The organism is Deltaproteobacteria bacterium, from assembly GCA_016183235.1.
Lineage (GTDB): Bacteria > UBA10199 > UBA10199 > DSSB01 > JACPFA01 > JACPFA01.
On the sequence record JACPFA010000034.1, the window covers coordinates 18013 to 36100 of the forward strand.

21 protein-coding genes are annotated in these 18088 nt (G+C 41.6%); 7 read left to right on the plus strand and 14 right to left on the minus strand.

Annotated features, from left to right (window positions below; genetic code table 11):
- Positions 1-85: 85 nt before the first annotated feature.
- Positions 86-1324: a glutamate--cysteine ligase gene (gshA, locus tag HYU97_08685; GenBank protein MBI2336818.1), complete on the plus strand. Its 1239-nt coding sequence runs from the start codon at positions 86-88 to the stop codon at positions 1322-1324.
- Here gshA and dksA read toward each other — a convergent pair.
- On the minus strand, positions 1312-1677 hold the full coding sequence (gene dksA, locus HYU97_08690) for an RNA polymerase-binding protein DksA (protein MBI2336819.1): 366 nt from the start codon (positions 1675-1677) through the stop codon (positions 1312-1314). The genes gshA and dksA overlap by 13 nt on opposite strands.
- Positions 1678-1810: 133 nt before the next feature.
- On the opposite strand from dksA, the gene HYU97_08695 reads away from it, so the two are divergent.
- Positions 1811-2113 carry a DUF721 domain-containing protein gene (locus HYU97_08695; protein MBI2336820.1) on the plus strand — a complete coding sequence of 101 codons (303 nt, stop codon included), beginning with the start codon at positions 1811-1813 and terminating at the stop codon, positions 2111-2113.
- On the opposite strand, the gene HYU97_08700 is transcribed toward HYU97_08695, so the two are convergent.
- From HYU97_08700 to alr, 10 genes are all read right to left on the minus strand, one after another.
- Positions 2101-2694, minus strand: a complete 594-nt coding sequence (locus HYU97_08700; protein MBI2336821.1) for a threonylcarbamoyl-AMP synthase — start codon at positions 2692-2694, stop codon at positions 2101-2103. The genes HYU97_08695 and HYU97_08700 overlap by 13 nt on opposite strands.
- Positions 2691-2987 carry an STAS-like domain-containing protein gene (locus HYU97_08705; GenBank protein ID MBI2336822.1) on the minus strand — a complete coding sequence of 99 codons (297 nt, stop codon included), beginning with the start codon at positions 2985-2987 and terminating at the stop codon, positions 2691-2693. Before HYU97_08705 ends, HYU97_08700 begins: the two co-directional genes overlap by 4 nt.
- The gene (locus tag HYU97_08710) at positions 2984-3784 is read right to left on the minus strand and encodes a hypothetical protein (protein MBI2336823.1); all 801 of its coding nucleotides are present in this window, start codon (positions 3782-3784) and stop codon (positions 2984-2986) included. Before HYU97_08710 ends, HYU97_08705 begins: the two co-directional genes overlap by 4 nt.
- Positions 3785-3924: 140 nt before the next feature.
- On the minus strand, positions 3925-4416 hold the full coding sequence (purE, locus tag HYU97_08715; protein ID MBI2336824.1) for a 5-(carboxyamino)imidazole ribonucleotide mutase: 492 nt from the start codon (positions 4414-4416) through the stop codon (positions 3925-3927).
- Between the two features lie 52 nt (positions 4417-4468).
- Positions 4469-5740, minus strand: a complete 1272-nt coding sequence (gene purD / locus HYU97_08720) for a phosphoribosylamine--glycine ligase (GenBank protein ID MBI2336825.1) — start codon at positions 5738-5740, stop codon at positions 4469-4471.
- A gap of 8 nt (positions 5741-5748) precedes the next feature.
- Positions 5749-7314: a bifunctional phosphoribosylaminoimidazolecarboxamide formyltransferase/IMP cyclohydrolase gene (gene purH / locus HYU97_08725; protein MBI2336826.1), complete on the minus strand. Its 1566-nt coding sequence runs from the start codon at positions 7312-7314 to the stop codon at positions 5749-5751.
- A gap of 227 nt (positions 7315-7541) precedes the next feature.
- A complete protein-coding gene (locus HYU97_08730) occupies positions 7542-8897 on the minus strand; it encodes an MCE family protein (GenBank protein ID MBI2336827.1) in 1356 nt (451 codons plus the stop codon).
- A 78-nt stretch (positions 8898-8975) separates the two neighbouring features.
- Positions 8976-9719 (minus strand): ABC transporter ATP-binding protein, encoded by a 744-nt coding sequence (locus HYU97_08735; GenBank protein MBI2336828.1) that lies wholly within the window; start codon positions 9717-9719, stop codon positions 8976-8978.
- A gap of 54 nt (positions 9720-9773) precedes the next feature.
- Complete coding sequence (locus tag HYU97_08740) at positions 9774-10553, minus strand: ABC transporter permease (protein MBI2336829.1); 780 nt, start codon at positions 10551-10553, stop codon at positions 9774-9776.
- On the minus strand, positions 10546-11667 hold the full coding sequence (gene alr / locus HYU97_08745) for an alanine racemase (protein MBI2336830.1): 1122 nt from the start codon (positions 11665-11667) through the stop codon (positions 10546-10548). The genes HYU97_08740 and alr overlap by 8 nt, the downstream gene beginning before the upstream one ends.
- Positions 11668-11738: 71 nt before the next feature.
- On the opposite strand from alr, the gene HYU97_08750 reads away from it, so the two are divergent.
- The 5 genes from HYU97_08750 to HYU97_08770 all read left to right on the plus strand — a co-directional run bounded on the left by HYU97_08750 (position 11739) and on the right by HYU97_08770 (position 16382).
- Complete coding sequence (locus HYU97_08750; GenBank protein ID MBI2336831.1) at positions 11739-12461, plus strand: MBL fold metallo-hydrolase; 723 nt, start codon at positions 11739-11741, stop codon at positions 12459-12461.
- A 12-nt stretch (positions 12462-12473) separates the two neighbouring features.
- Positions 12474-12926 carry a nucleotidyltransferase domain-containing protein gene (locus HYU97_08755; GenBank protein ID MBI2336832.1) on the plus strand — a complete coding sequence of 151 codons (453 nt, stop codon included), beginning with the start codon at positions 12474-12476 and terminating at the stop codon, positions 12924-12926.
- A 2-nt stretch (positions 12927-12928) separates the two neighbouring features.
- Complete coding sequence (locus HYU97_08760) at positions 12929-13363, plus strand: DUF86 domain-containing protein (GenBank protein MBI2336833.1); 435 nt, start codon at positions 12929-12931, stop codon at positions 13361-13363.
- A gap of 349 nt (positions 13364-13712) precedes the next feature.
- The gene (locus HYU97_08765; protein ID MBI2336834.1) at positions 13713-14153 is read left to right on the plus strand and encodes a type II toxin-antitoxin system HicB family antitoxin; all 441 of its coding nucleotides are present in this window, start codon (positions 13713-13715) and stop codon (positions 14151-14153) included.
- Positions 14154-14303: 150 nt separating this feature from the next.
- Positions 14304-16382: a hypothetical protein gene (locus HYU97_08770; protein ID MBI2336835.1), complete on the plus strand. Its 2079-nt coding sequence runs from the start codon at positions 14304-14306 to the stop codon at positions 16380-16382.
- Between the two features lie 268 nt (positions 16383-16650).
- On the opposite strand, the gene HYU97_08775 is transcribed toward HYU97_08770, so the two are convergent.
- The 3 genes from HYU97_08775 to HYU97_08785 form a co-directional block, all read right to left on the minus strand.
- The gene (locus HYU97_08775) at positions 16651-16956 is read right to left on the minus strand and encodes a hypothetical protein (GenBank protein MBI2336836.1); all 306 of its coding nucleotides are present in this window, start codon (positions 16954-16956) and stop codon (positions 16651-16653) included.
- Between the two features lie 125 nt (positions 16957-17081).
- Positions 17082-17606 carry a hypothetical protein gene (locus HYU97_08780; GenBank protein MBI2336837.1) on the minus strand — a complete coding sequence of 175 codons (525 nt, stop codon included), beginning with the start codon at positions 17604-17606 and terminating at the stop codon, positions 17082-17084.
- Positions 17603-18064 carry a hypothetical protein gene (locus HYU97_08785; GenBank protein MBI2336838.1) on the minus strand — a complete coding sequence of 154 codons (462 nt, stop codon included), beginning with the start codon at positions 18062-18064 and terminating at the stop codon, positions 17603-17605. The genes HYU97_08780 and HYU97_08785 overlap by 4 nt, the downstream gene beginning before the upstream one ends.
- Positions 18065-18088 lie beyond the last annotated feature (24 nt).

An 18088-nucleotide genomic window follows, 5' to 3' on the forward strand; every position in this document is an offset into this window, starting at 1 on the left:
TCAGGTCCGGCATGACGGTGTTGCGTCATCCCGGGCTAGACCCGGGATCCATACATGACAATAATATAGCTCAGAATAATAGAGTATGATTCAAGAAATTTTAGATAAAATTAAAACCCACCAAACTGAAGTAGAACGTTTTTTTAAAAAATACGAATCCACCCTTAAACCCCCTATCTTCTTGGGCTGTGACATACGTAACTCTAACGACAAAATTGCAGTGGTCGACACCAACATCTTTCCTGCTGGTTTTAATAATCTTTGTAATTCTTTTACTAAAACAACGGTTGCACACTTTAAAGATTATCTGACCCAATATTTCCCCCATAAAAAACGTATTGCCCTTTTGATCGAAGAACATACTCGCAATCGTTTTTATTTGGAAAATGTCGTCCGTTTGTCCTCTATTATTGGCCAAGCTGGCTTTGAAGTAAGGGTCACTTATCCCGGCACCGCCCTAAGTGAAAACTCCATCGAACTACCCATTTTGGGGCAAACCCTCTATCTTTACAAATTGCAGCGAAATGCTGAAAAAATCTATGCTGGGGATTTTGTGCCTGATCTGATCATCTCAAACAATGATTTTTCTAACGGGATTCCACCCGTACTAGAAAAAAGCCCTATCCCTATTATTCCTTCCCCTGAATTAGGATGGTGGAAACGAAAAAAGTCGAGCCACTTTGAAATTCTTAATAATATTGCCGAAGAATTTTCAGCAATCGTGAATATTGACCCTCGCAAAATCACCACGGCCTTTACCGTACACAATAATACCGATCTCAATGACCCCAACAATTTGGAAGCGCTTCGTAAAAAGGTTGATGCCGTACTTGTGCAAACCCAAAAATATTATGACGTCGCCAAAATTGATCAATCCCCTTACGCCTTTATTAAAAATGATGCGGGAACCTATGGCATGGGAGTGATGAATATAAGTTCAGGAGAAGAAATTTTTCAGATCAACCGACGGATACGCAACAAACTTCTCTCCAGCAAGGGTGGCTCTGGAGTACAAGCCTTTCTAATTCAAGAAGGCATTCCCACGGTTGATACTTACAGCGATTACCCCATTGAACCCGTTATTTATATGGTGGGGTTCAAACCCGTAGGAGGATTTTTCCGTATCAACTCCGAACGTGATTCTTACAGTAGTCTTAATACCCGTGGCATGAGTTTTTCTTGCCTGTGTTTGCACAAGCTTGACGAACCTCACGAAGCACAGTTTTTACGCTGTCATGAAAAACAAAGTGTTGTGGAAATGGCTTTTGTATTAGCCAAACTGGCAAGTATCGCTGTGGCTATTGAAGGCAGTTATTCGGCGTAGGCCTTTTCAACCTGCTCTTGTTCTTCTTTACATTTAATACAAAGATCGGTCACCGGGCGGGCTTCTAGGCGTTTTTTACCAATCTCTTCACCACACATTTCACAAAGACCGTATTCGCCTCGGTCAATCTTTTGTAGAGCCTTTTCGATTTTTTTGAGTAAAACTCTTTCGCGGTCACGTAACCTTAAATTCATCGATTGATCGGCCTCTGAACTTGCCAAGTCAACTTCATCGGGTAAATCTTCTTGTTCAAAAGCAACGCCTCGCTCGCGAATATCTTCGACATGAACCATTAACTCTTTTTTGCGTTCTAATAAAATCTCTTTAAATTTTTCTAGTTCTTTCTTATTCACGATCGCCTCGTCATTTAAAGGTTTAAATCAGCCTATGACAAGTCATTATTGTTGATAAAAAGGCTCAAATTTGTCAATCTACAATTCTTAACTTTTAAGCTTTTTTTGTTTGTTTTTAATAGGGCTTTCGACTATGGGCAGCCGATTTTCACCCCCACATCCTTTGGCAAAAGTTCTGGGTCTTCATTTAAAAAAACTCAACCTCGACAAAAAAATCAAAAATTACAGCGTAGTAGAATGTTGGGAAAATATTGTTGGCCCCTCGATCGCTCAACACAGTGCGGCAAAACGCATTAGTGACGGCTGTCTCTACCTTGAGGTTGAGCACCCCACTTGGTTCACCGAACTCAAAATGTTGGAGCCTCAACTCTTAGAAAAGATCAAAGCCTTTGACCCCTCCACACCGATTCGCAAGATTCGTTTTCAATTAAAATGATGAAGGGTCAGATCACCTTGCCGGCGTATTTTAATTTCACCCGCTACCACTTCAACAAGAGTAGAACCCTTTGAAGATTTTAATACTCCTCCATCAAGGTAAGATAGATTGGATGAACTAAAATATCTTGCTAAATCTTGTGGACTTAAAGCCGAAGGTTCTTCGGACAAATTAGCACTGGTACTAACCAGCGGCCTGCCTAACTCTTTCACCAATTGAGTCGCCATGGGGTGACTCGAAATCCGTGCCGCAATTTTACCCGTTCCCGCATCAATATCTTTTGGCAAAACACCCTTTGATTGAAAGAGAATCGTCAAAGGCCCTGGCCAATAACGTTCAATTAGTTTTGTTTCGATAGCATTAGGTTCAGCCACATATTTTTTTAACATCGCCAAAGAATCCACTAAAATAGGCAAGGGTTTTCCTTGATCACGCTGTTTGATTTCAAATATTTTCTGAATAGCCTGAAGGTTAGTGGCATCGCATCCCATCCCATACACTGTTTCGGTGGGGTAAAGCAGAAGTTCACCTTTGATTAATAGAGAAGTTGCATTGGCATTATCAATTTTGTTCAAATTCATAAAAAGATCTTAAAATTTCTCTTTTTACACAAGCTTAGTAAAAGTTCATGATCCCGGCGATGTAGATTTTTAATTTTTAGCAATTTAGCTTTTTCATTAATATCATTGAACTCAAGCGCTAATTTGGCAATCCCTTCATCAAAAAAAGAAGTGCTGGCAACCATACAATCTGCAAAATCTAATTCTACGATGTTGTTCTGTTCCAACTGGTGGGCAACCTTTTGTCGCAATTTTTCACCTGCCTCACGGCTAATATAATCAGGGTAAAATTCTTTTTTAATTTCAATTTTCATAATGGAATCCTCGCACAACACCATGTCCCAGGAAGCCGATATTTCAAAAAACTTTTTTGAGATTTACGAGTTTGAAAATAATAGCGCACTTGGGCACGGCCACTGATGATGGTCAGCTTTCCGGCATTGTTCTTCAACACATCCTTAAAGTGGGTTAACCCTAGCCCCCCCACTCTCCGACGTCGTGTCGTGATACCTTCTTTCATAGCAAGTAAAATATATTCCAAATCATCTGTGCAGATGTATTTTTGTTGTAGTTTGGTTGGAATGCCAACCCCCATATCCAAAATTCCCAAATGTATTTCCTTATTCCATAAACCTGCGTAAGCATAATAACGTTCGCCACCCGCATGGGAAATTGTATTTTGCATCAGTTCTTGCAAAATGAGTTTACAATCAAATTGTAAATCTTCACCTGAAGGAAATTTTTCGATACACCGTTCGATAAAACCAAAATTAAATGCCGTTTCCCCAACGCTCAACAGCTGATGCTTATCTTCATAATCATAACTCTGCACTGACGGCATGAATTGTTTCACCCATTTAATTTCACTCAATTGTTGCAAATAAGGACATTGTCTTTTTAAGGATTGAGGAATATTCCAATCAATCCGTATTCCTAATTCACAGGCCTTATCGAATAAACAGGCCAAGATGGCAAAACCTGCGGGACTTATTTTAGTTTTAGTCGAAAAACGCAAGCACACTTGTTTTGTTGTAAGAAAACTTTCAAGGATGAACAGATAAGAATCAATGCGACTATCTCCAATTTCTTTAGGAAAATCAATTGTTAACATGGTGATACTATATATTTAGTCGCAAAATATGTCAATAATGCTTATTTATAGCAAAAATTTATAAAAAAATTCATAACTAATTGATATTAATATTGTTTAATGCGACTAAAAATTAAGACGCTTTATTGGGAAACAGCGTCCTATTTCAATTGGCTTTTTAAGATAGTTTTGGCCTGTTTTTGGCGATCGGCTTTTAATTTTTTAGCAAGTTTGGGATCGGAAAGACTTAAGATTTGGATAGCTAGATAAGCGGCATTTTTAGCACCCGCATTGCCAATGGCTACCGTTGCCACAGGCACCCCTGCTGGCATTTGCACGGTTGAAAGCAAGGCATCTAATCCGTCTAAACTCGAGGCCGACAAAGGAACCCCAATCACGGGTTTAACGGTATGAGCTGCAACCACCCCTGCCAAATGAGCTGCCATACCCGCAGCCGCAATAAACAGTTGTACACCCCGCTTTTCACAATCGGCCAGCCAAGTTTTTAAGGCATCGGGCGTACGATGGGCGGATAATACGCGAGTTTCGTAAGCTATGCCAAATGTGCTTAAAATTGTTTCGGCATTTTTGAGAGTCTCTTGATCACTCGCCGAACCCATGACAATGGCGACTTGAATATTTAATTTATTCATCACGCACCCTCTCCCTAACCCTCTCCCATCAAGGGAGAGGGGAAAATAGTGTTTATTTCTTTAAAGCACGTTTAGCAATATCTTTTCGATATTGCATGCCGCGAAATTGAATAGAGCCAATGGCCTGATAAGAACCACTCGCCGCCGCCTGAAAGTCTTTGCCTAAGCTCGTCACCACTAAAACTCTTCCCCCAGCAGTTTGCCATTGGCCATCTTTAAAAACGGTCCCCGCATGGAAAATTTTTACGTCTTTTGAAAAATTTGAGCCTAATCCCTTAATGACATCCCCTTTTTTTGGACTTTGAGGATACCCTTCGGCGGCTAACACCACACCTACACAAGGCTCATTTTTCCACTGTAAATTAAACTTTTCTAATTTGCCTTCCAAGGTCGCTACCATCAATGCCAGCAAGTCGCTTTCCATGCGTGGAAAAATCACTTCGGTTTCGGGATCTCCCATCCGAACATTAAATTCCAACACATAAGGTGTACCTTTCACGATCATCAAACCAGCATAAAGAAAGCCCTGAAAAGTCCGCCCCTCCTGCTTCATGCCCTTTAAAGTGGGTTGAATAATTTTTTGCATAATCTCTTCATGAAGGGCTGATGTAACAATGGGCGCAGGAGAATAGGCACCCATGCCACCCGTATTGGGCCCCCCATCGTTATCTAACAGCCGTTTGTGGTCTTGGCTGGTAGCAAGCGGCAGGGCCAATGAACCATCACATACCGCCATAAACGATACTTCAACTCCTGCTAAAAATTCTTCAATAACAATTTCTTGGCCGCTCTCTCCAAATTCACGATCGATCATGATGCGCCGAATAGCCGTAAAAGCCTCTTCATAATTTTGTGTGATGATGACGCCCTTGCCCGCAGCTAGCCCATCGGCCTTGATCACCCAAGGTTTCACCGATTTAGAACGAATAAATTCAAAGGCTAAATCAGCATTGGTAAAAGTTGCATATTCAGCCGTGGGGATATGATATTTTTTTAAAAATTGTTTGGTGTAAACTTTGGAGGCTTCTAAAATGGCCGCGAGGTTTGTTGGCCCAAAAATTTTTAAACCGACCTTTTGAAATACATCGACAATGCCTTCAACTAACGGAGCCTCTGGCCCCACTACTGTTAAATCAATTTCTTCTGTCAAAGCCCAATCGCGCAATTTTTCAATCTCGTGCACTCCAATGAGAACCAGCTCGGCAATATCCGCCATCCCTGGATTTCCTGGGGCCACATATAACTTTGATAACAACGGACTTGCTTTGATTTTAGCCGCAAAAGCATGTTCGCGGCCACCGGACCCAATGATAAGGATTTTCATAGTCGTGTTTAATGTTTAAAATGCCGTTCGCCCGTGAGGATCATCGCAATGTTATGCTCATCAGCCGCTTGAATAACCTCTGCATCACGGATCGAACCGCCAGGTTGAATGATCGCCGCAATTCCATATTCCTTGGCAAGATCGATGCTATCACGGAAAGGGAAAAACGCATCGGAGGCCATCACTGCGCCGCTTAAAGATTCCCTTGCCTTCATGGCACCAAACTTGACTGAATCAACGCGACTCATTTGGCCGGCCCCAATGCCTAAGGTCTTGCCATTTTTTGCATACACAATGGCATTGCTCTTCACGTGTTTGCATACCTTCCAGGCAAAATCGAGATCGTTTAATTCAAGCACCGTAGGAGCCCTTTTAGTAGCCACTTTGCCGTCTTTAGCAAAAGTGAGGGCCGTATCACGGTCTTGCACTAATAACCCACCCACAACTTTTTTTGCATCAAACCCTTCAATCTCATAACGGCGAGTTGGCAAGGTATAAAGCACTCGCAAATCTTTTTTCTTTAAAAAAGCCTGCTTGGCTTCGTAGGGATAATCGGGAGCTACCACACATTCATAAAAAGTTTTTACAATTTCGTTTGCTAATTTTTCATCGACTTCGCGATTAAAGCCTAAAATCCCACCAAAGGCACTCAAAGGGTCACAACTTAAGGCCTTGGCATAAGCCTCAAAGACATCTTTGCCTACAGCTACCCCACAAGGGTTGTTGTGTTTAACAATCACACAAGCCGCTTCATCAAATTCTTTCACGATTTCCAAAGCAGCATTTAAATCAAGTAGATTATTAAAAGATAATTGTTTGCCCTGCACCATGCGTGCATTGCCCACACAAGGTTCATCGTGCCACCCTTCTGAATAATAGGCTGCCTGCTGATGAGGATTTTCGCCGTAGCGCAAACTCAACACTCGTTTATATTGTAAATTCAAAATTCCAGGATATTTTTGGGGCTTTAGATTTTCATCAAGAGAAGTAAGATAATTAGAAATGGCACCATCGTAGGCTGCGGTATGAGTAAAGGCCTTTTTGGCTAAATAAAAACGAGTATCAGCGGTAAGACAACCTTGATTATTTTCCATTTCGCTCATCACTCGATCATAATCTTCAACCTCCACCACAATAGCAACATCTTGGTAATTTTTGGCCGCGGCCCGCACCATGCTGGGGCCACCAATATCGATGTTTTCAATGGCATGTTCTAATTTGCAATTGGGATCGGCCACGGTGTTCACAAACGGGTAAAGATTCACCACCACCAAATCAATCGGGGCAATCTCATTTTGCTGCATACTTTTTTGATGTTCAGGGTTGGAACGCATCCCTAAAATGCCACCCAAAATTTTAGGATGCAAGGTCTTCAACCGCCCATCCATCATCTCTGGAAAACCGGTATGGACAGAAACACTTTTAACTTTAACGTGAGCCTCTTTTAGGGCCTTTTCAGTCCCCCCCGTTGATAAAATTTCAACCCCGCGCCCCACCAAATATTTCGCAAACTCCACCACATTAGTCTTGTCAGAAACACTGATAATCGCACGTTTGATAGGTTTATTTTTCATGACGAGGTTTCGATAACATTCTCGATAAGAAATGCAAGTTTAAGTAAAAATATTTGTGCGAAGTCTTTTCGAAGCCGGAAGAGGCTACTCGAAACCCCAATGCTTAAGGGTTGAGAGAGCCTCTGCCGGCTTCGAAAAGACGTGACTTAATTTGCAGATGAATTGGAAGATTCTTTCACCCTGCTGGGTTCAGAATGACATTAGAGGTGGTTTCGCTGACAGAAATATTATTTGCTGATGGTTAGCATCCCTAAGACCGATTTGATATCTTCATCATCGAATTGAATGCCCGCCCCCACAAACCAATCCGGCCCATGTTGTTTAGAAATAAAATCATCTACCCCACCTAAGATATACAAATTATCTGTCACATGGACATTTGCTAAAGCCTTTAAGTGCGGCCTACGTTCGGAGGTATTGCGAAAATCAAAGGCCGAAAACTGAACATCGATCGGGCCTTTGGTATAATCAACCCCTACCCCACCGGTTGATTCGATCAATCCACCCCGCACCGTAAAGTCACGTATTTTTTTGCCAATCTGGGCAGAAAATAAAATCTTGTCGCGATCGACTAGATCTTCTTTTGTGGTCACGGTGGTCGTTGAACCACCGGCTGTCACTTGAGTGGTCTTAATTTGAGTTGTCGCACTTGGGTCACTATCGGATACAGCTTCGAATAAAAAGAATTTGTCGGGCTTGGGCGCAAGATTCAACGAAACATAATTTTTAAAATCGCTGGTATTGCCTAAATACTCCACGTGCCAACCTACTTTAGCCTTCATGCGGGAAATACCACCGAGGGTAGAATTTAAATTGTCCGCCACTTCGTTGAGTTTCTTCACAGTAGAATCATCATTAATGAGTTTCCCCACTGTGCCCTCACCTTGATCAATTTTTCGCGTGATATTCGCAATATGATCTAAACTTTGGTCAACGGCATATTGGTTACTGCGCACCATATAACGTAGATCAGAAGTAATGGAGCGAAGATTGGATAAGACTAAATTAATATTTTCAGAATTGTTAGTGGTAAGCACAGCAATATTGCGAGTTAAGACCTCCATGTTTTGCAATATTTTAGGAATCAATGCATCTTGGGTGGCGGTGTAACCCTTTAACGATTGAGTGATGGCCTTAACATCCACGGCGATCTCATGAAAATCTTTGACCACGTCATCCATATCCACTGCACCTTGCACATCGGTTACAATGCCACCTTCTGGGAATTCGTCCTGGCCCTTGGATTTGAGTTCAATATAAGTATCACCCAAAACCCCACGGGAACGCACGGCTGCTTTGACCTGCCCCCTTAATTTTACCCCTCTTTGGATTTTGGCTCTTACTAGGGCCTGATTATTGTCGGCTAAATCAATCGAGTCTACATAACCCACCACAATACCCGAAAGCTGCACCGGTGTTTTATGAGTAACACCATTGGCAGAATCCATTTGAATGAATAGGTCATAATAGCCCCGCCACTTAAAACCAAAATCGGATGTGACTAAAGAAAGGAAAAATATTCCTGCTAGGGTGGCTAAAATAAAGAATCCTACTTTAGCTTCGGTGGTAAATTTATTTTTCATATGAGATTGCTTCGGTCGCTCCGCTCCCTCGCAATGACAAGACAAATGTCATTGCGAGCACCAGCGAACCAATCTTCTTTACCCTATAAACGATGGATCTGCCTTGCCACTCAAAAACTTTTGCACCACGGGGTTTTTACTCTCACGAAATTCTTCGGGCCCACCTTCTTCAATCATTTTACCATCGTGCAGCATGGCAATCTTATCAGCTATTTTAAAAGTGCTCTTAATATCATGGCTAATGACCACTGAGGTTACCTTAAATTTCTTTTGGGTATCAAGGATTAAGTGATCAATCGAATCGGTTAAAACAGGGTCGAGGCCCGTGGTGGGTTCATCATATAAAATAATGGAGGGATTTAAAGCCAAAGCCCGGGCTAAACCCACCCGTTTTCGCATCCCACCCGATAATTCGTTGGGTAATTTATGCCCTACATTTTTAAGCCCTACTTGCTCTAATTTTTGTTTCACAATGTTTTTAATGTCGGTTTCGCTAAATTGGGTATGCTCTCTTAAAGGAAAGGCCACGTTATCTTCCACATTAAAAGAATCAAATAACGCCGCGCTCTGAAAAAGCATGCCGAACTTTTTGCGCACATCATTGAGCTGCCTTTCACTTAGTGCGGTTATTTCTTGGTCATCCACCCATATTTGACCTGCATCGGGTTTGATGAGCCCAATGACATGTTTTAATAAAACACTCTTACCCTCCCCCGAACGACCTAAAATGACGGTGAGCTTTTCTCTGGGAATTTCGAAATCGACTCCATCTAGGACGACTTGAGTGCCAAAGGATTTTTTCAAATTTTTGATCTTAATCATAAGCGGTTTTACAACTCATCCATCATGGATCCCGGCTCAAGGCCGGGATGACAATTAGAACTGGGGGAACCATTCTAAAATCCAATAAGAAAGGAAATAATCTAAAACCAAAACGGTCACCGAAGAATAAACAACCGCTTGAGTCGTTGATTTACCCACACCCTCAGCCCCTCCTTCGGTTTGATAACCTTTAAAACAACTAATCAACGCTAAAACGACCCCAAAAACGGCTGCTTTAATCAAGCCCTGAAAGATATCGTCTAAATCAACATAAAGTTTAAGCCGATAGAGAAAGGGCCCTTCGGGAATTCCCAAAAAATGAACCCCCACCACATAAGAACCTAAAATTCCCACCAAATCAAAGACCCCGGTTAAAAGCGGAACCATGATGAAAGACGCCAACACCCGCGGCACCACTAAATATTGAATAGGATTTACACCCATGCTTTGCAAAGCCAAGACCTGTTCGGTTACTTGCATGGTGCCAATTTGGGCAGCCATTGAACTGCCCGCGCGAGCGATGATCATCAAGGCGGTAAACACCGGCGCCAACTCGCGCGTGACCGCAATGCCCACGGTTGAACCCACCAAACTCTCGGCGCTAAAGGTGCGAAAGGCGTAACCGGTTTGCAAACCAAAGACCATGCCCGCAAAGGTGCCCACCAAAACAATAATCGAAAGCGAATCGACTCCAATGGTTTCGAGCCGCTTCAGAAAAACCTGCATGCGGAAAGGTTGCCGAAACATCCAATAAAAGCAGTCGCGCACAAATTGCACAAATTCACCCATGCTGGTTAATTTATGAAGAATGATTTGTTGAATATTTTTATACATAGATTCGCGGCACTCGAGCGCTCACGGCGCAAAATAATTCATAGGCAATGGTATCGATTTTATCGGCCAATTCTTCTGCACAAAGAGTTTCGCCCCATAAAGTTACTTCATCTCCCATCGCAACTTGTTTCAAATCGGTGACATCAATCATGGTGTGATCCATACAAACCCTGCCAATCACGGGGCAACGCTGGCCACGAATCACCACCTCTCCACAGTTCGAGAAGGACCGTAAATAACCATCAGCATAGCCCGCTGCCATCACCGCCACCTGGGTGAGCCGCTTGGTCACAAACGTGCCACCATAACTAATGGGAACACCCGCGGCCACTTTTTTAAGGCTCATGATTGAGGTTTTAAAATGCATCACAGGTTTTAGCTGGGCCTTAGTTTTGAACCGTGCATGAGGATAGGCACCATAGAGCATAAGGCCAGGCCTCGCCCATTGATAATGAGCCATGTTCCCTGACAAAATGGCTGAGCTATTCGCTAAATGAATAACTTCTGCTTGGGGAAAGGTTTTTTGAAACTTCTCTGCCGCTTGTTGAAAACGTTCGTATTGCAATTGAGTTGGCCCATCTTCTTGAAGATCGGCACAGGCTAAATGGGTTAACAAACCTTGCACCTCGATATGCGGACATTGTTGTAAACGTGGCAAAAAACGATCGACTTCCTCCGGTAAAATCCCTAAGCGCCCCATGCCTGTATCAACTTTTAAATGAACTTTTAGCTTACGGGTGGTTCCGCTTAAATCTTTTTCAATCCTTTCCAACTGTGCCTCGTGAAAAAGGGTGAGCACTACTTTTTGTTCATCAAATAATGAAAGTGGAGCTTTAAAAATACCCCCCAAGCATAACAAGGGGCTTTGAATATTGGAGTTACGTAATTCTAAGGCTTCTTCTGGGCTGGCCACCCCAAAACCATCGACGCCTAAATTTTCTAAGGTTTTAGCAACAACACTCGCCCCGTGCCCATAGGCATTGGCCTTGACAATGGGAATAAGCTTGACTTGCCCACCCACGAGTCGTCTTATTTCTTTAAAGTTGTGGGCCAAGTTTGCTAAATGAATTTCAGCATGAATTCCCCGATAGGAATGATTTTCCTTTTTTTCCATTGTTAGTCGATATAGAAAGTTTTAGTCGCTAACACAACGGAATTCGTAAGTGATCTGTAAGGGAGCTTTGATTGGAAATTCAATATTTAGGCCATTATTGTTTTACCATAAAAGGGGCATCTCAAACCTTACTCATCGACCCTGCGATAAGCCAAGAAACCTTTGCTAAAATCCCAGCGCCTGATTTCGTTCTGCTGACGAGTAGTTTGTATGGGCATTTTAATATCCCGGCTTTTAAGTTTATCCCTACTACTACCACCGTCATCATCCCTAAAGGCTTACGGCGATTTGTTAAAAAATTTATCCCCAACCCCTTATTTGAACTAAGCCCACAAGAAAGTGTGACTGCCCAAGGGCTTACAATCACAGCCGTACCCATTCACCTGTGGGGTTACCGGCTCTGCCCCTTCATCCTTCGGCCTAGCACGGGTTATCTTATCAAAACTGAAACTGCAAATTTATTTTACCCTGGCAACACAGGCTATGGCCCCAATTTTAAAAAGTTGGGACAAGAAGTGAAACTCGATACCGTTATTTTGCCTTACCGAGATTTGCCCATCAGACAACTGCTGCACCACCGCACCCTTCATCCCAAAAATTTTGTTGCGGTCTGTCAAGACCTTGGCCCTAAAACCGTTTTGGCCCTCCCCGAATGGTTCCCCACCCACAATGGTGGAAACGCACATTATTTAGAACGGTTGCAAGAAGCCTTACTGAGAGTTTTTCCAAAAGATTCCCTCACCCAGCTTAAATTCGTCGACCCCGAATGGTTTTCTGCTATAGGTATAAGGTAAAATAAGTACATTATGAGATTTATTCCTACGGTACAAAAAGCAACTCCCCTCCATCTCAAGCAAGTTTTACAAAAAAAATCCTTGCTTAAAAGACTCCTTCAAAAACAACTCATTGAAATCATTTTTATCCACGGATCCTTGGCCAAAGATCAACTCAAACCTTTAAGCGACGTTGATGTGGCCATTCTGTTTAAAGAAAATGCCTCTAGTTATGAAAACTTACATCAAGCTTATGATACCCTCTGCAAATTTTTTAAAAGAGAAGATATCGACATTGGCGTTCTCAACCATGCCTCTCCTTTATTTGCCATGCAAGTACTTAAGAATGGTATCCCTCTTTATTGCAGAAAAGAAACCTATTTAAAGCGATTTCGCTTGCAAGCAATTCAACGTTATTTAGCAACTAAACATTTACGCCGAATGTTTAATGACTATGTAGAACAGTCTGTTTTAAGGAGAACTTAACCATGTCACCTTTGGACAAAGAATCCATTCGGTCAAAGCTTGCCCGCATCTTAAAAAACCTCAGGCAACTTAGCGAACTAGGAAAACTTTCTTATAAAAAATATATTCAAGACATCAAAAATACTTCAACAGCCGAACGCCTGTTGCATGTTTCAATTGAAGCAATGCTAGACGTCGGTTCCCATATCGTCGCAGAAGAAAAACTAGGAGAACCCCTTGAATATAAAGATGTCTTTATTTTACTTGTTCAAGCCAAAATTCTCCCCAAATCACACGAGCAAGCATTTATTAAATTGGCGGGGTTGAGAAATAGAATTGTTCATTTATACGACGAAATTGACCATCGTTTACTCCACAAGGCCCTGAAAAAAGAATTGGGTGACTTTGAATTATTTGTCCGTTCGATTATTCGCTACCTTCGTTCAATGAAACGCTAGTCTGGGCGAGGGGGCAAGCGAGGGGGCAAGTCTTGACATGAGACAGGTTTGAGTTAAGCCTTACGTATTACGTATAACCTAATGAATCGTAGTAATAAAATTAGTGTATTTGGCTTGATATGGTACATAGATATATGTACTATCAATAAGTGAAAAAGCGTGATCTTGAAAGGGCTCTTATTAGATGCGGATAGTGGTTATTTAGGCAAGGCGGCAATCGTGAAGTTTAGACTAATGGTGAGCACAAAGTGCCAGTGCCACGTCATAAAGAAATTAATGAACTCACGGCGCAAAATATTCTTAAAAAGGCTGAAAAGAATCCTGTTAAGAAATAAACGAAAGGTGTTTTATGTGTGTTAAATTTGAAGGGAAATTGTGGAAAATAGGGCGATATTGGGCGATAGTTGTTCCTGCTTTGGACGTTGCAAGTCAGGGCAAATCAAAAAAGAATGCGCTCAATATGATTCAAGAGGCTGTGGAATTGATGGTTGATAGAAGGGGATTTGCAGTTAAGGCTGCCTTGCTGCCAAAGAATCAATTTGTCTTGCAAGCCCAACGAGCTAAGGATGATCGTTATCTACTTGCTCTGATGCTAAAAAATCAACGGGCAAAACACGGGTTAAGCCTTCGTGAGATTGCCGACCGTTTAGGTATTTCGAAAAATGCCTACGCACAATATGAACAAGCGCGTGCTGTACCTAGCATTACTAAAGTGGAAGAATTTATCCATGTCATGAGCAAGCAAGTACATGTAGTTCTAGATATCATTGATGAAGCCTTAGTTGCCTGAGCAAAATAAAAGTATGACGTTCCTTCGTCATTAACTGCTTTTTTTAAATTTGTTGATCTAATTGGAATTGAATAAGTTTAAACAACTCTAACCCCTGAATGGCCGATAATATCAGTGTCAGAGGGTCGTGGGCTTCTATGGGGAATTAACATGGGGTCTCTGGCTATTCAGGATATTCATACCCTACAGGACATCGGTGATCCGAACCTTCAGTTTATCGAAGTTGAAGGGGGGCAATATGAGGTTTGGCTGACAAATCCAGAAACGGGAGATCCACTTTATCATTATTCCGGTAAAGAAATTCAAGCCTTGGCCCAAGCTTGGCGGGACTCGCAAAACAAGGCTTTTTCTCAATCAACTCGTTTTTTTGTAGATGATAGCAAAAATTATCTCAAAAACACCTACCCTGCTAACCACCGCTGCTATGGAAAACCCATCGTGGCTTTTCCAACAAACGATCAGCCACTTTGTGAATCTGCAAAAAATACGAGTCGGGTATTAGTGGGCGAAGCTTGTTATCCCGCCATCAACATTGAAGCTCTTCCTAAACAAAAAGTTCTCAATATTAAAACCATGTGCCAACTCCTAAATGAAGTACCTAAGGAATTTGATGAAATCGCCATGATTTATGATCCGCGTAGCAAAATGATCTTTATTGAAACAAGCGACAAAACTTTTATGGCGGGTCGTATCAATTTGGCCGGAGAAGGCCCGCTTGCACGCTTAATAGAAAAAGCCGAGAAAAACCCCACTCAACTAGTGAGTTTCACCATGAAAACAGAGGTCTTTGGTAAGGCACGGTTTGAAGAACCCGCCTGTCTTACAAAAGATGGTCCACATTCTCAAGATGGAGGTGGATGCGTCGATCTTTATCTAGAAGGAGACATTCGAATCTCTGTATTGTTTGAAACGGGCCAATATAAGTTTCAAAATCAAGCTGCCTCTTTTGAAAACCAACAACATTTCTGGGAGCTGGTTAATTCCATGGGGCCCATCAACAAGGCAGAACCCAACATTCACAAAGCCAACCCCTTCTACGAATCCGAACCTGCCATTGTTCGCAAAAAATCTTTCGTGGTCCGTACTGGCCGTAAAATTCCAAATGGACAGAAAGCTCATCCAGAATCGTCTGGCCACTCCCGAAATATCATATTCGGATTTATAAAACAGGCTGTGAGAGGAAATAGTTCCTACATCGCGGCCAGACGATTTGAGACAAATAAAACTGCGCTTGCAAGTATTCATCACCAAGGATCCATTGACTCGGTACAAGCTCTGCCGGGTCGCATCATCAGCCGTTTTAAAATAAGTGATGGTATTGAGGCCATTCAATTTGAATCTCCCGATACTTTTACCAGAAAACCAACCTATCATGATGCCTCGGGCCATGTCGGCAATTACGAATTTGTGGTAAGGGGAAAAGGTGGCCTTAATCGTGAAGCCACACGCCAAGAACTTGAAAGGGCCTTTGACAGTCAAGTCGGTAGAACAGAGCCCTTTGTTTTAGGCCAATATCATGCCCAAGTAAAATTAACAAAAGGCGATGGAATCGCCGCTAACGGTGAAGTGATGCAGCTTTACCATTATCAAGATGGCCCAACGAAAAGAGACCTAACCATTTACCAGCCCGAACAACCCATAGGAGGTCCACATATCCTCTTATCAGTTTTTGAAAATGTAATCACAAATCTTCCTATTCATGTGCTTAAGAATATTCGAAGCATCCGCTTTACCAACAAACTTCGTAATACAAATGAAAGTTGGGTAGGAAGTGCAGAAGGGGTATTCTTTGATGACAAAGTAAAGATCAACGGTAAAACCTTTCACGTGAAATCAGATGGTACGATTTATGATCTTACAATTTATCTTTCTGCACCCGGAATACAAACGCATGGCGCTGCAAACACATTATCCCATGAAATAGGGCATAGCTTAGAAAAGATGGACCCTTCTATTCGAAATAAAATCTTGTTAGCAGCTAAACTTGATGGCAACCTCTTAGAACATACTTATAGTCTATCTCATTGGCAGGAACACATAGCCGAGGCTATCCGGGAATATTTGATGACAAGGCCCGAAGATTATCGTGCTAAATATCCCCACCGAGCACGGGTCGTTGAAAATTTGTTATGGGGTAAAATCAAAGCAATCTCTCCAAGAAAACAGGATACGCGGGACGATCTTAGGGTTGCTGCAAGATGGCCACTCCCCTTCAAATACCCAAAGTAAGCAAGGCTAAGAATCACCACCACTAAAAGCCCAGAACCCATCCCTATCCAAGCTCCTTGTCCACTTGGCTTTGAAAGCAATAATTTTCTTTTTTGAACCCACAAAATCCAAGCCAATGGCAAAGAAAATTGGATGAATTTAGATGCACCATACAAAATTTGAACCCAATGGCTCTGAGCCAGCACTTCAAAATAAAACCACGTGGCAAAGGTAGGAAAAATGAAGGCAAATCCCAAAACTAAATAAGTTTGTGTTCTGTTGTTTTTTATCATTGTTTTTTTCTAAATTTCATAATCAGTGCTGCCCCTATATAATAAATTATTCCTAAAAAATTAATGAGGATATAGAGTCCGTATGCCCAATACCATTCTGAATAACCTTGCCTGTAACACCAAAAAATAAAAAAATAAGCTCCAGTGTATGAAACTATCTGTAATATAAACCCAATCAAATAAGGTTTAAATAATTTACCTTTTCCCCTTACTAACAAAAGATAAACCACGGGGATCAACAAGCTCCCAAAGTTACCCATCAATCCATAAATATAACTCGGTATTTCATCTATACTAACCATATTTAAGTTACCTCTTTTTCAAAAACTCATCTCTTCGCTTGTGGGTTAAAGTCATAAAAGACTTAAAATCAATATAAAAAAAGCCTTATATGACTTTAAAATATTGGGTATTGCAGAAGGCAATCTTATAGAGCAAAATCGTAACTGATTATCAAAGCGCTGGGTTCCTTGATTTCTAAGGCGCAAATAGCATCGCCACAGGGGAGTGATAGAATTTTATTTTCAATTTTGTGGTCGCTCGTTTGAGCACGTATGAGGGCTCGTTCAAGGATATTCTTATTAGGGGCATTGGATCCTTTAAGAATAGGGGTTTTTTGCAGTAACCCCAGCGCCTTTTCTAAAACAGTTTTCTTATTCGTTGGAAATAAGCCTTTTATATTTTCATAGGTAAAACTGAAGGAATAATGAGCGCAGCCTCCAACTTCATAAATAATCTTGGTGCCATCTTTCATCAAAAGAGATTCGGTTAATCTTTTACCTTCAAGATATTTTTTAGGGGGAAAGACTTCCTTTACCTCAAGGCTCTTCGCATCGAGCAAGGGGATAACGGCAGTTTCTTTGGGCAAGATGCAGCCAGAGTCTTCTGCCCTCACAGGCGAAGTTAAAAGATAAAAGCACAGTAATGCCACAACCATTATATTTAGTTTCATATCTTATTAGAAAACTCCGAAATCAGAACCTGGTTTGCTTTTTTCTGTAATTTGACAATGACTTCCTGTGGCCAACTGGGGTCGATCACAACTTTGCATATTATTTGATCACGTTGGTGCTTGAGAAGGATTGCCTTCAAATGATTTTTCCAATTGGGAGAGTAGTCTTGCCCTTGCACGATGGGGTCATAGCCTTCATGAGTCATGACATACCAAGCCTTTTTCAAACCTTCTGGAGTCATGTATTTTGAAAATTTACTTTTAAATGTTCGCTGTTTCAAATTCGAAACGGTATCGTGGTAGGATAAATATTCATTATAAAAATCTATCAACATTTCGCAAGAATCGCTTGCCAAGATTTCCCGCCCTGAAAAAGATATGACAATGAAGGCAACGAGAGAAATAAAACTAAGTTTCTTTAAGTTAAGCATAATAAAATTTTTGGTTGCCTTGAACATCTCTAATCTTATTTAATTTATATT

Bases quoted from the DNA above. Each gene is read 5' to 3' on its own strand.
- HYU97_08730 (MBI2336827.1), bottom strand. From the start codon at position 8,897: ATGAAAAATAAATTTACCACCGAAGCTAAAGTAGGATTCTTTATTTTA.
- HYU97_08770 (MBI2336835.1), top strand. From the start codon at position 14,304: ATGGGGTCTCTGGCTATTCAGGATATTCATACCCTACAGGACATCGGT.
- HYU97_08735 (MBI2336828.1), bottom strand. From the start codon at position 9,719: ATGATTAAGATCAAAAATTTGAAAAAATCCTTTGGCACTCAAGTCGTC.
- HYU97_08695 (MBI2336820.1), top strand. From the start codon at position 1,811: ATGGGCAGCCGATTTTCACCCCCACATCCTTTGGCAAAAGTTCTGGGT.
- HYU97_08765 (MBI2336834.1), top strand. From the start codon at position 13,713: ATGTGTGTTAAATTTGAAGGGAAATTGTGGAAAATAGGGCGATATTGG.
- HYU97_08710 (MBI2336823.1), bottom strand. From the start codon at position 3,784: ATGTTAACAATTGATTTTCCTAAAGAAATTGGAGATAGTCGCATTGAT.
- HYU97_08785 (MBI2336838.1), bottom strand. From the start codon at position 18,064: ATGTTCAAGGCAACCAAAAATTTTATTATGCTTAACTTAAAGAAACTT.
- HYU97_08760 (MBI2336833.1), top strand. From the start codon at position 12,929: ATGTCACCTTTGGACAAAGAATCCATTCGGTCAAAGCTTGCCCGCATC.
- HYU97_08775 (MBI2336836.1), bottom strand. From the start codon at position 16,956: ATGGTTAGTATAGATGAAATACCGAGTTATATTTATGGATTGATGGGT.
- HYU97_08740 (MBI2336829.1), bottom strand. From the start codon at position 10,553: ATGTATAAAAATATTCAACAAATCATTCTTCATAAATTAACCAGCATG.
- HYU97_08755 (MBI2336832.1), top strand. From the start codon at position 12,474: ATGAGATTTATTCCTACGGTACAAAAAGCAACTCCCCTCCATCTCAAG.
- HYU97_08780 (MBI2336837.1), bottom strand. From the start codon at position 17,606: ATGAAACTAAATATAATGGTTGTGGCATTACTGTGCTTTTATCTTTTA.
- purH (MBI2336826.1), bottom strand. From the start codon at position 7,314: ATGAAAAATAAACCTATCAAACGTGCGATTATCAGTGTTTCTGACAAG.
- HYU97_08705 (MBI2336822.1), bottom strand. From the start codon at position 2,987: ATGAAAATTGAAATTAAAAAAGAATTTTACCCTGATTATATTAGCCGT.
- HYU97_08700 (MBI2336821.1), bottom strand. From the start codon at position 2,694: ATGAATTTGAACAAAATTGATAATGCCAATGCAACTTCTCTATTAATC.
- purD (MBI2336825.1), bottom strand. From the start codon at position 5,740: ATGAAAATCCTTATCATTGGGTCCGGTGGCCGCGAACATGCTTTTGCG.
- gshA (MBI2336818.1), top strand. From the start codon at position 86: ATGATTCAAGAAATTTTAGATAAAATTAAAACCCACCAAACTGAAGTA.
- purE (MBI2336824.1), bottom strand. From the start codon at position 4,416: ATGAATAAATTAAATATTCAAGTCGCCATTGTCATGGGTTCGGCGAGT.
- alr (MBI2336830.1), bottom strand. From the start codon at position 11,667: ATGGAAAAAAAGGAAAATCATTCCTATCGGGGAATTCATGCTGAAATT.